This window comes from Paenibacillus sp. EPM92 (assembly GCF_016586185.1).
GTDB classification, from domain to species: domain Bacteria; phylum Bacillota; class Bacilli; order Paenibacillales; family NBRC-103111; genus Paenibacillus_G; species Paenibacillus_G validus.
Genome location: NZ_BCPS01000025.1, coordinates 59,959 through 72,785, shown reverse-complemented (window position 1 = coordinate 72,785; position 12,827 = coordinate 59,959). Strand labels below are relative to the sequence as shown.

Annotated in this window: 9 protein-coding genes; all 9 read right to left on the bottom strand. The window is 51.4% G+C overall.

Annotation, left to right across the window (positions count from 1 at the left end; translation table 11 throughout):
* Positions 1 to 221: 221 nt before the first annotated feature.
* The 9 genes from JMF85_RS05040 to JMF85_RS28620 all read right to left on the bottom strand — a co-directional run bounded on the left by JMF85_RS05040 (position 222) and on the right by JMF85_RS28620 (position 12,700).
* The gene (locus JMF85_RS05040; protein ID WP_201317841.1) at positions 222 to 4,142 is read right to left on the bottom strand and encodes an S-layer homology domain-containing protein; all 3,921 of its coding nucleotides are present in this window, start codon (positions 4,140 to 4,142) and stop codon (positions 222 to 224) included.
* Between the two features lie 255 nt (positions 4,143 to 4,397).
* The gene (locus JMF85_RS05035; protein ID WP_054796286.1) at positions 4,398 to 5,510 is read right to left on the bottom strand and encodes an MraY family glycosyltransferase; all 1,113 of its coding nucleotides are present in this window, start codon (positions 5,508 to 5,510) and stop codon (positions 4,398 to 4,400) included.
* Positions 5,511 to 5,636: 126 nt separating this feature from the next.
* On the bottom strand, positions 5,637 to 6,380 hold the full coding sequence (locus tag JMF85_RS05030) for a WecB/TagA/CpsF family glycosyltransferase (protein WP_141335943.1): 744 nt from the start codon (positions 6,378 to 6,380) through the stop codon (positions 5,637 to 5,639).
* A complete protein-coding gene (gene csaB / locus JMF85_RS05025) occupies positions 6,377 to 7,507 on the bottom strand; it encodes a polysaccharide pyruvyl transferase CsaB (protein WP_127609038.1) in 1,131 nt (376 codons plus the stop codon). The genes JMF85_RS05030 and csaB overlap by 4 nt, the downstream gene beginning before the upstream one ends.
* Positions 7,480 to 9,540 carry a DUF5693 family protein gene (locus tag JMF85_RS05020; RefSeq protein WP_201317840.1) on the bottom strand — a complete coding sequence of 687 codons (2,061 nt, stop codon included), beginning with the start codon at positions 9,538 to 9,540 and terminating at the stop codon, positions 7,480 to 7,482. Before JMF85_RS05020 ends, csaB begins: the two co-directional genes overlap by 28 nt.
* A 21-nt stretch (positions 9,541 to 9,561) precedes the next feature.
* A complete protein-coding gene (locus JMF85_RS05015; RefSeq protein WP_155615195.1) occupies positions 9,562 to 11,271 on the bottom strand; it encodes a phospho-sugar mutase in 1,710 nt (569 codons plus the stop codon).
* Between the two features lie 54 nt (positions 11,272 to 11,325).
* On the bottom strand, positions 11,326 to 11,757 hold the full coding sequence (gene fabZ, locus JMF85_RS05010) for a 3-hydroxyacyl-ACP dehydratase FabZ (RefSeq protein ID WP_054796284.1): 432 nt from the start codon (positions 11,755 to 11,757) through the stop codon (positions 11,326 to 11,328).
* Positions 11,758 to 11,941: 184 nt separating this feature from the next.
* On the bottom strand, positions 11,942 to 12,463 hold the full coding sequence (locus tag JMF85_RS05005; RefSeq protein WP_141335939.1) for a CDP-alcohol phosphatidyltransferase family protein: 522 nt from the start codon (positions 12,461 to 12,463) through the stop codon (positions 11,942 to 11,944).
* 117 nt (positions 12,464 to 12,580) lie between these two features.
* Positions 12,581 to 12,700: a DNA-directed RNA polymerase subunit beta gene (locus JMF85_RS28620; RefSeq protein ID WP_373423915.1), complete on the bottom strand. Its 120-nt coding sequence runs from the start codon at positions 12,698 to 12,700 to the stop codon at positions 12,581 to 12,583.
* Between the last annotated feature and the right edge of the window lie 127 nt (positions 12,701 to 12,827).

Below are 12,827 nucleotides of genomic sequence, written 5' to 3'. Positions count from 1 at the left end.
TTTTGTTTTTCTGTCGTTTTTTTTAACCCGCAAGCTTCGCTTCACTTTTATCTATCATTTCGTGTGCCGCTCACTTACGAAACTTAGTATATCGCGATATATCACTTTCGTCATTACTTAGTATTTTCCATACACCATACTCATTGGACATCCCTTGTATGTAACGAAACTATCTTCGTCTGCAGCTGCTTGCAGCGAAGATAGTTTCTTGTCGTGATTTCTTATTTCGGGAATTTCTTTTGCTGCTGCAGGACACGATAAGCGATAGTTGCAGCTTGCGCTCTGGTGATGTTGGAGCCAGCGTCGAAGCGGACTGTTTGTTTGCTTTGTCCCTCAAGCAAATCATTCGGAATTCCGTCCATCAATTTTGCTTTCGTGATAGCTTCAATAGCCGGCACAAACTCAGGATCCGTAATGTTAACCCCGTCGGTATAAGCTTTCTGAAGCGCTTGGGACGCTTTCGTGAGATCGGAGTTCATTTTCAAATCCGCCGCTCTTGCGATCATCAGAGCCGCTTGCGCCCGCGTTAGCGATTGGTCATGCCCGAAGATATTGCCGGCTTGGCCACGAATAATACCTGCACGGGCAGCCGCTTCAATATGCTTAAAGTCATACAGGCCAAAGCCGCTTCTCAAGTCGCTGCCGCGCGGAACATCGATAAACATGCCGTTATAAGTGCGATCCCCGGTATCGACACGTGTATCCGGGTTTTCTAACGGCAGATCGAAGATATTAACGAGCATCTGCACGAATTCGCCCCGGGAAATAAACTCATCCGGCAAGAAACGGTTCGGTTCCGTATCCTTGCTGCGCATAATGCCTTTGGAATACAAAGCTTCAATATAAAGCTTCGCCCAGTGTTTGTTCGTAGCCGTATCCAGATCGCCAAAACCATTGTCCATGTACATGACCTGGAAGTAGCCGAATGAATCGATCGGAACGGTAATCGTGTTGTTCTTCGGATTCACGACGCCGCCGATATTGCGCCATTCTCCGTTTGGTCTTGAAGGCGTGAGACTCCCATTCAAATTCTCAAATACATTATATTGATACACGGTGAGATAACGCCATGCATCGTCACGGATTACGGCATCGTATTTCAGAGTAAGCGTACCCGGTTTGCTTGGAACGACTAAATAATTGATATCGCGATTCTGGAATTGACCTACACTTGAATTAATGTCGGACGGTTCCGTCGGCAAACGGCCGCCGCCCTTGGTCAAAGCTTGCGTCATAAGCGCTTCTTTGTTTGGATCGCCGTCGGCAATATTCTCAATCGTACCGGCATCGATCCAGAAACGTTTACTTGCCGGTCTGAACCGTCCTGTCGTTTCATTCAAGAAATCTTTGAACGCCGGTGTTTCTGTTTTCTCGACACGTCCGTCAACCGTGCTGGCAATCGCAAACAGAAGGCTCCGCTCGGATGTAATGAACTTATCATTACGATCGTTACGAATCAGTTTCGTGTCTTTAGGGAACGTTAAGCTGACATCCCCCTCGAATACTTTAAACGAAGTGCCCATTTTCGCTTTGTATTGAAGACCTTCAATAGCTGTATTCGTATTGTTCAACACGATAGAACCCGCCTGTTGATTCGTACCGCGTACGACAGTGAATTTAATTTCGTTTTTGCCTGCTTTTAAATTTGTCACTTCATAACGGAACACGCCCGGATATGCCTTTTGCTCCAGCGCCTCTTCTTTGCCGACGAGAACTTGTGTTGCTTTCTCCGCATAAATCAGAAGCGTCTGATAGTTTTTGTTGATATTCAGCTGCGCCTTGCCGTCCGAGTTTTTAATCAATACAAGGTCTTGGAAGCCCGTAGAATTGCCCAGCGATAACGGATCAATGATGCGGTAAGGCTGCGGTTCCTTCGTAATACGAATTTGCTGCTTCACTTCGGACCCGCTTGCAGCCTTGACTCTCAAATTGAATATAAACTCCCCGTAGGTATCTGCAGGAAAGGTGTAATCGTTCACGCGCACATCGTCATACGCAGGATCTCCATTCGCCGGAGTTACGGTCGTAATGGTTTTGGCTATCGCTATTTCCGTCGACTTGCCCGGCAGCTGTACGGTTACATCAATGACAGCATTGTGGGACAACCCGTTCGTGACACGACCGATCAAATCAATCTGCGTAGCTGTCGTAATGTAGCTCTGAGCGTTCTTGACGAAGCGCGGATCGCTCACATTGTAGTCCAGATCGAACAAGGTAATGGTAGGACCGTTATCGGAAATAATGAAAAATTCGTATTTGAATGTAACCTCTTGACCATTGACCTTCACTTTGAACGTCAATGTCTTTTTACCGTCGGTGTTGAGCACGTTGTTGACGTTCAATCCCGCCCCGGAAATTCGGAACGTTTCAATGTCAGCCGGGCTGTTCGGATAGTCTATCGTTAACGGCTCTCCATTAAGGGTCGCCTCCATCGTTGCCGAGGCTTTATTAATAATACGTCCGGAAATACACACCTGCCCCAGCATAGCCGCGGCCGTACATTTCAGTTGATCCTTACCTGTAATCACCATACCGTTATAAACGTTGTCCAAGAGCAGCAACGGCGAAGAGGAGATTTGCAGATTATAGGTTTTCGTCGAAGCCAGTCTTGGTGCCGAGCATGTGGCGTCCGCGCACGGAACAACTTCCAGAAGAGCGGATCCGTCCGGAATTCCTTGTAATGTCACCGTCATCTCCCCGGTATGAGTCGCCGGTGCAGCCGGAGTTACAGCAGTAACCGGATAGATGCCGCCTGTATTGGCTGTGGCCGCGTCCATATCGTCATACGGCTGGCCGTTGATTTTCACCAGGACACCCGCCGAGTTGTTGGTCAGGACCTTCAATTTTGCTGGAAATCGGGTGATTTGCGTGAATCCGTTCGGCTTGTTCAGCGCAACCGTCTTCGTCGCATCTACAAACAATTGCACGTCTTGATTAATATACGGTTGGTCTTTATCAACAAAATCGAAAAAGAACTGTCTTTTAAAAGAAGGAAGACGGTTATCGGCATCGACATAATTAACCTCAAAAATCTGGTTGGAGCTTCCTGTCGCGACAGGCAACTGTACGGTTATATCATGAATGGAAAAATCGGGGCCATCCGGCGTCTCCGAATGAAACGTGTTCACACCCGCCGTATCATTGTTCAAATCGGGATCGGTCCCCGTACTGGTAAACCCGTTCGACGCAAAATCATAACGGACAGTATATTTCCCTGCCGTACCGGATATGTACAAATCGGCATACTCGTATTGGTATACAGACGTTGTTACATTGGACTTCAGCTTCAAACGAAGTTCGACGTCACTGACGTTGTTGGTTTCAATCGTCGGACGATAGAGCAGCTCTAACGGGGAGGTGGCTGCGCCCAATCCTTTAATGACTGCGTCATATGGATAGGCCTTGCCGTCATCATATAAGAACTTGCGAGTTAACGAGTACGTATTGTTGCCTTGCTTCGAAACAAAAGTAAGCTCGTTATTACCGGCTTCCAGATTCATGTCGCTGATCCGCCCGGTATTAAAATAAAAAGTAAATTTGTTGCGCGAAAAGCTGGCCGGATAATACGCCGTACCATTCAAATAAACGACGATTTCATCGGCATTCGTCGCTGTACCTGTGATGGCCTCAAGCGTACCGGCTCTCTTCACCGTTGAGTTGTCGTTAAGCTGTTGATCGTTCAATTTCAGGTCACTGATCGACAAGGCCGCCGAGAAGTTCGCCCACCCTGGTACGGAAGTATATCCGAAGGAATCGTGTTTCATCTCGATTTTATTCAAGCCTTGCGACAGCATAATATTATTAAATGTAATTTCGCTGCCGTTTTGAACGGGTTTAATGGCTTTGTCTTCCGTTACCTTCTTCGTTGTCGTATTCGTAATCCGAAGGTAAATGCCTGCGACTTGGTTATCCGGTATTCCGGCAATAGTGGCGCTCACCGTGACGGGATTCGTCGTAAACGTATCCACCGTAGCCGCCGAGCTTGGGGTATCGTCAGTCGCCGATACCGGAGCCGACACGTTATTCAAATTTGAGATGGTGATGGAAACCGCAGCCGCACTTACCGAAAGAGGCGTCCAGAGCGTTAGCAGCATGGCGAAAATAAGTAATGCGGATAACGCACGGTTGTTCTGGCGTTTCAAGTTGATCTCCTCCTTGCTTGCTTATGGTTATGTTGGTTATTCAAAGCATGGGTACGTAATAACGAACGTCTGAGCAGTTCCGAAAGTGCCTCCTTCCAACGCATTTCTACATGGTTAGACACACTAACCCTGTATAAAGTCTCATGTACTTTACTTATCGGTTAAAGAAGCAGAAAAATTTAGGTTTGCGCTGAAATTCCAACTACAAAAAAATCCCAAGCCGCGGAAGGCCTGGGATTCGCTAAGGAATTAAAATTAATTATTTCGAGATTTCGTATTCAATTGCATTGTCTTCATGGCTTTGTTCAAGAACTGAAGAACCGGCTTCTTTGTCTTACTAATAATCCCTATCGCTTCCGCGCCTAACACCAAGATACACAGAAGCACAGTGACGAGCAATACCGTTCCCCACAGCGTTTGCTGCTGGGACATATAAGAAAGCAGTACCGCCGACGTTCCGAACACTAAGGAGATCCCGTAAATGATCAGCACCGTTGTGCGATGACTGAATCCTAACTGCAGCAGGCAGTGATGCAAATGACTTTTGTCCGCGACAGAAATGGGCAGGTTGTTCACCCAGCGACGCATAATGGCAAAGAACGTATCGGACAATGGCACGCCAAGAATCATGATCGGTACAAGCAGTGAAACGACCGTCGCTTGCTTAAAGCCCAGAACGGACAACGTAGCTAGCGTAAACCCGAGGAACAACGCGCCGGAATCGCCCATGAAAATTTTTGCCGGATGGAAGTTGTAGAACAAGAATCCCCCGATGCTTCCTAGCAAGACCGCACACAGCAAGACCACGGTCACATTCCCCATCATCAAGGCGAGTACAAGTATCGTGCAGGTTGCGATTCCCGATACGCCGGCGGACAAACCGTCCAGACCGTCGATGAGATTGATCGCATTGGTCACGCCAACGATCCAGAAGATCGTTAACGGCACCGCCAACCATTCGAGCGAAATAACACCGTCGCCGAACGGCACGTTGACAAGATCGATTACAACGCCGGAATAAACGACAACGCTTGCGGCCAAAATTTGTCCGAGCAGCTTAAGCTTTGGCGATAAATCAAAGCGGTCGTCCAACGCTCCGATCACGACGACGATCGCTCCACCCACCAATAGGCCAAAAACGACGTCCGATTTCAGCGCGTCCATCGCAGGCGATACAACGAAGTAAGCGGCAACGAATGCGATGAAAATCGCCAGTCCGCCCAAACGCGGCATGATACGGCTATGTACCTTGCGGTGATTCGGCGCATCGACGGCTCCTACCCAAAAGGCAAATCGTTTCACCAGCGGTGTCATCAGCAGCGCGATCAGCATAGCTACGGCAAAACCGATTACGTATAACCAAGTCATTTGTATGGTCACAACCCCTTTTTCTATGAAAACCCCAAACACTTCAAATTATACTCGTGCGGCCGGAGAAACTCCATACGCATTTTTTGTGAATTTGGGCGTTTTCAGGATGTTTTCATAGCTTATTCAAGGTTTCTGCACCGTTTCCTTCTCGCGAATCACTTTCAGAGCGAATTTCGGCAGAACAAGCATCCTTTTGTACCGCCACGGCTCCTGCAGTAAGCGATAAAACCATTCGAGGCGCAGCTTTTGGAAGAAGACCGGCGCCCGCTTCAGCTTCCCGGACAAGACGTCAAAGCTTCCGCCGACGCCCATAATGACCGGAACGCCCAACTCTTCTTTGTGCTGCGCGATCCATGGCTCCTGTTTATCCGCCGAACGTCCGACGAGCAGGATGTCGGGAGAGAGCGCCCGAATCGCCTCGATAACGCGGCTGTCCTCTTTTTCACCAAAATACCCGTCCCTGAAGCCTACCAACTGCAGAGCCGGATACAGCTGCTTCAAACGATTGGCCGCCGCCTCTATAATATCCGGAGAAGCCCCGACCATATATACTTTCCAGCCGCGGGTTTCGCCTAATTTCATGAGCTCATGCATCAGGTCGTAACCCGCCACGCGCTCAGCCACCGGATTGCCCACATACCCTGCGGCCCATACAACGCCCGCTCCGTCCGGAACGACAAGCTCGGCTTGCTTCATCATCGTCATATAACGCGGGTCTTCCAGTGCGGTCATGACCATGATCGGATTCGCGGTAATAATTTGATGCGGCTTGCCCGTCTCAATGATCTTCGTTAAGTAGGCGACCGTTTCCTTCATATTCATCTTAGAGATCGGCACGCCGAATATGGTCACTTTGGGAAAACTCATACGTTCCCACGTCCTTTCGCATAAAATGCAGCGATTCGTTCAGCCGGACGTTGGGCTTCTTGTTTCAAGCGCTCGATCGCTGGCTGCTTCTCCCGCCGCCAGGCCTCGCGCTCAGATAAAAGGCGAAGCATCTCCGCGGCTAAAGCGTCCGCGTTCGGTTGTTTCGTATTCGCGGCCGATTTCATACCGAGTCGATTCAGGAACTGATCGATCTTCGGATCGTAGGACAGCCCGACCATCGGGACGGACCGGCCTGCCGCATAAATCAAGGCGTGCAGCCTCATACCGAGAAGTATGTCGCAGGAGGCCACTTCCGCCAGCATATCCTGCGGATGCGTGACATTCCGGACAACCGAAATCCGGTGTTTATAGATTTCCCCTAGAAGGTCTTGCACATACAAGGAGGCTTGTTCGTCCGCCGGCAGATGGAACGGCAGAAAACGAATGCTGGCCCCGCTTCGCTCCAACACCGTTCTAAGCGCATCCGCTGCCGCGTGCAGCTCGGATCGGTCTTCGTTCCAGAATCGGACGGAAACGCCAATTACAGGATTCGCAGCGAGCGACCTGGTTTCAGTCGGTTGCCCGCCGCCGCGAAGCGACAGCCCCATAACCGGATCCGGTACGACATCGACGCTGGACGCGCTAATTCCCATCCGGCCAAGCAGTGCTTTGGACTCCTCATCCCGCACGGTGATCGCCTCGGAACGCCGGAAAGCGGAACGAATCCAGCCATAGAACAGCTTGCGGTGAACCGGTCCGATGCCTTGCGCGTAAATAAACACAGGTTTGCCCAGCCACTGGGCCAGTCGGATAACGGCGATATAGTAAGGGATCGTCTTCGGACTCGTTTCATCCTGCAGCAAGCTTCCGCCGCCGCTAATGAGTCCATCGGCGCTGCGCAAAGCCCCCCAGACGTCACGAATCCTCATACGGTGGACGGCTTCCACGCCGTATGTGTTCGAGGTCCATTCCGGATTGACGGACAAAACGACAGGGGTCAGGCGCACACCCTGTCGTTCTCCTTGTTCCTGCAAAGCAAGCAAAATCGATTGAAGCACCGCTTCGTCGCCACTGTTGTTAAATCCGTAGTAGCCGGATATTACGATTCGTTTAACCGGGGTACCCAACGACGCCAACTCCTTACAACAATCTCCCAAACCGCGATCAGAACGAGCCCGATCAAGGTGCCGAACGCAAGCCCGTATACGACACGGATGGAGGAAATGACAAGCGGTGTATGCAGATGCGCGAACGTATCGACGATCGACGCTTGTCCGATGACTCCGATCATGATCAGAATCAACGCGTTCCTGTATTTATAGCTTAAATAAGCGCCTAATAAGAAGAGCGGATGCGCGATCAGGAATTCCTTGGTACGCGGACGCACGCCCAGCGTGTTCTCCAGGAACGAGCGGAAGTATCGCTCGAAGGCCGACGCCTGGCCTTCATTCCCGGTCCGGGATAAGTAATAAAATCCGGCCGCAGCCACCAGCGCGGCGGCGATGATCCACAGCACGCTGATATGTTTGGATAACAGTGCCCGAGTCCGCTTGATTCGTTCCCTGTAATTCATCGGTTCCAGGAAGAGCAGCCAGTAAATGCCCACGATAGCGATTGGCGCCAGATGAAGCAGGCTGACTCCGCGGAATTGTTCCAGTACAAGCATATACGTAATTTGGTTAAGCAAGCCGACGATAAACAACAGCCCGATAACCGAGATAAGCGACGAGCGCAGCAGCAGTCCTATCGCAAAACCCAGACGCGACCCTACCGGCTTCTCCCGCCGGCGCCGGGCCGCTTGGAGTGCGAACATGATGGCCAGCGAAGACGCACACGTTCCGGCCCCCAGCGCCAAGGCTTGTGCAAACAAGCTTGAGCTCAGCACGAACAGTCCGGCCGATCCGATCATGCCAAGCACAAATACCGCTAAGGCAATCTCCGGAATAAAATACGATATCGTAAGCGCAATAAGCGCGACCGCTCCAAGCCACAAGAGAAGCTTGGCCACCGTCTGCCAACTCGAGTGGACGAGCTGGAAGCTCTGCGCCGTTCCGAATTTATACCCGGCGGCCTCTATGCGCGGAAGCGCGCCGTCTTCTTGCCTGTCGAGCGCCTGATACATGGCATCCAGAGGATTGACGATCTTGCCTTTCTCAGCACTCTTCACGGCTCGCGCATTTAGAAAGATCATGCGAATGTTGCGATCCTTCACAGCCAGGACCAACCGGTCAGCTACGCCTTGAATCCGTCCGTCCATCTCTTCCGGCGTAATGTTCTCGGTCAGCTTGGTCGAGTCCGTTTCTGTAAAGGAGTGCAGGCGAACGACATTGTGATGAATACGCTTCGCCAGTCCATTAAAGCCCTTTTGCGGCGTCTTCTGCATTTCAATGGCGGCTAAACCGATGCGATGTTTGCGCATCATCTCGCCCATTTTATCCAAATTCACCGTATCTTCCGCACTGACAAAGCCAGGAACCGCATCCCCGTCTACGATAAACCACTTGACGCCGAGCTTCTGAAGCTCGCCCAGCAGCTTGTCCATCGGGTTCGTTTGGAAAGGCCGGCGATTCGACATCCGAACGACTAACGAGAACCCTTGATCTTTCAACTTCTTCATCGTGGTCAAGTCCGGGTCCATCGTTTGCATGAGCGCTTCTTCCATGCCCATCTCAATGATCATGCCCGGTTGATTCTTGTAGCTCCACGGACGAAGCTTCACATTCTGCGCACTGAACGCTTCCGTGATGGTTTGCTGCAGCTGCCCGACCGATTCCTTCTCCGTGAATAAAATGTACGTAAAATTCTCATTCGGAGAAATCGGCGTTTGGGTCAGCGCAGTCGCTTCGTGGGAAGAGAATACTTCGATACGGCGGCCCAGCTTCAGCTCGTTCAATGTCGATTCATACACCGCAAGCGAGCGAACGCCATGCTGCCCAAGAAGCTTCAATTGTTCTTCGATAAACCTGCGGGGATCGGGCTGCGTATCGGATATTTCAAGCAAATCCCGATAGTCGAAGACGACTTCTACATTTCGTCCTGATCCCTGCTCCGTCTGATGTCGTTCATACGCCACGGGAAGGGAGGCCATCATCCCGAGGATGACCAGCCACCACAAACCTTTCATCGCCAGTTGATTGAATCGCAAATACCTTTCCTTCACGCTGTCAGCTCCCAAATTATATCAATGAAATTGATCGACGCGGGACATTACGGTTTGAACGAGACCTTGAATGGCACTCGCAGCGCCCTCGCCGGAAGTTCCGCGAACGGCGAAATACACTTTAATTTTCGGCTCGGTCCCCGACGGACGCAGGCAAAACCAGGAATCGTCCTCGAGCGTATACTTCAGGACGTTCTCTACCGGCAGCCCGTACAGCCCTTGAGAGAAGTCTTCGACCTTCACGACCTGCAGTCCGTTGAGCTCGACCGGTGCATTCGCGCGCCAATCCTGCATAATCGACTGGATTTTCTCTACGCCGTCTTTACCCTTCAAGGTACGGGACTCCAATTTCTCCAAGAAATAACCGTACTTGCCGTAAAGCTCCTGCAGCACGTCGTATAGCGTCTTTCCTTGACTCTTGTAATAAGCGGCCGCTTCACAAATCAGCATGGACGCGATGACCGCATCCTTATCGCGCGCATACGTACCCGCGAGGTAACCGTAGCTCTCCTCGTAACCGAACAAGAACTGCGCCTCGCCTGTCCGTTCGTATTGCGTCATTTTTTCGCCGATGTACTTGAATCCCGTTAGCGTGTTTACGACTTGGGTACCATAGTTTTGCGCGACAACCGCACCCATCTCGCTCGTCACGATGGTTTTGACGACAACGCCGTTCGCCGGCAGCTCGCCTCGCTCTTGCAGGCTCCGCAGCAGGTAATCGACCATAATCGCACCCGATTGGTTGCCCGATAAGACGAAATATTCGCCTTGCGCGTCCTTCACAACGGCCCCCATCCGGTCGCAGTCCGGGTCCGTGCCGATAATAATGTCGGCGTTAATTTTCTTCGCTTCCCGGATGGCCAGCGTGAACGCTTCGCGCTCTTCCGGATTCGGCGATTTCACGGTGGAGAAGTTCGCATCCGGCAGCTCCTGCTCAGACACCACATGCACTTGGCTGAATCCGATGGTGGCCAGCGCCGCACGCACTGACAGGTTGCCCGCCCCATGCAGTGGCGTAAAGACAATGCGGAAATCATCGCTGATCCGCTGCACAAGCTCCGGATTCAGGCTAACCGACGTAACGGCGCGAATATACGCCGCGTCGACGTCGTCGCCGATCCATCGAAGGAGACCTTGTCTTTCCGCTTCCGCTCTGGACAAGCGCAGCACGTCGGCGAAAGATTGAACGCCGCGAATCTCGGCAATCACTTGTTCCGCCTGATCCGGGACGAGCTGTCCTCCGTCGTTGCCGTATACTTTATAGCCGTTATATTCCGGCGGGTTGTGGCTGGCCGTAATAACGATCCCAGCGTCGGCCTTCAGGTACCGGACCGCGAACGAAAGCTCCGGCGTCGTACGGAGCGATTCGAACACGTACGCTTTGATCCCGTTGCCGGCCAGCACTTTCGCCGCTTCAAGCGCAAACTCCGGTGATTGATTCCGGGAGTCATAAGCAATCACAACCGAAGGCGCAGCCGCGTCCGACTTCAACAAAAATTGCGCCAACCCCTGCGTAGCCCTAGCGACCGTGTACGCGTTCATCCGGTTCGTTCCCGCACCGATGACACCGCGAAGTCCCCCAGTTCCGAACTCCAGATCGCGATAGAATCGATCTTCGATTTCTTTGGCGTCTTCCGAAATGGAGCGAAGCTCCTCTTTCGTTGCTTGGTCAATCGCTTGATCGTTCAACCACAATTCATACTGTTCCTGTACGCGTGTCTGTGTACTCATGTTCTCCCATCTCCCTCTACCCATGTATTCGATGTATGTAAAGTATGATCGGTCTCAATTTTTATCGGCTAGCGCGAACATGATTTCACCTTCCGCGACCACGCGATCCCCTACCTTTGCGGTTGCCTGCCCTTTGCCGACCGCACCCTTCATTCGGGTAATGACAACCTCCAGCAGCAGCGTGTCCCCCGGTTTCACCTGATCCCGAAAACGGAAGCCGTCCACGCCGGCAAGCAGTCCGATTTTACCTCGGTTCGCTTCGGCTTGCAATAAGGCGACAGCCCCGACTTGAGCGAGCGCTTCCGTAATAAGGACGCCCGGCATGACCGGATATCCCGGGAAATGACCTTGAAAGAACGGTTCGTTGATCGTGACGTTCTTAAGACCGACAGCTCGAACTCCGGCTTCGACCTCCAAAATTCGATCTACCAATAGGAACGGGTACCGATGGGGAATAATAGCTTGCACTTGTTCGGCGTTCAACATGATGATGCTCCTTCCATAGCGATTTTCGGTTCATTCGGATAATAATTCGAGGTTCGACATACCCTAACGGATGTCCCCTTCATGATCTGCAGTAATGAAGGTTGATATAAGGGAGCTTATGTTAAGGTTTACGGCGCAAGCAGCAAACCCGTACATAAGCTCTTTATATTGAAAAGCAGCGATGTCATGAGCTGACGCTTCGTTTATTTAACAAGTTGAACTGCAGGATGTAGATGATCGAGGTTACGAGGGAAACGACGATCACAAACCACAAATAGGCTTGCGCATACGGCAGCTCAAAGACAATCATCAGGATGGCCAAGTAGTACAATACCGTCGTCAGCTTACCCATTGCGTTCGCCGGCACCGTCTTCTTCCCGCGGAAGTGAGAGACGGCCGATCCAATGATCATACCCGCATCCCGTAAAAACATCGCCAACGCCGCCTCCCATGAAATCATATGGGACAGAACGAGCGATAAAATCACCGCAATCAGCATCGCCTTGTCGGCCAGCGGATCGAGCATGCTCCCGATAGGTGTTACGAGGTTGTTCTTCCGGGCGATATACCCGTCCAATACATCGGTCAAACCGGCGGCGAGCAGCACAAAAAAAGCGCTTTTGACGAATCCAGCCTCAAATACAAACCAATAAACGGGAATCAGCAGAAAGCGGGATAGCGTCAAAACATTGGGCAAATTCCACACAACACTCGTTCCCCCTATGAGCAATCAGGCCTTGGTGTTCCCATTCCATTCATTATACCTTTATCACCTAAAAAATAAAACTCCCATATCGGGAGTCTTCGTAATCATCACGCCGTTTTATGTACTAGCAAAAATCAGGTCGAACAAATGACGCCAGGTGGCCAAATCAAACACTTCGCTCATTGGCTGCTTGCCTATATACACATACCCTATCGAAAGTCCTATGAAAAGCGCCACCACGCATACGATCGGTATCCAAGTCCATCGGATGAGGCCGATGACTATTTTTTTCCATCGTTTCGTGGGGGGCGTCGCCTTTTGTCGGTTATCGCTCAAGCGCCCTACCTCACTTTACGTATGGCCC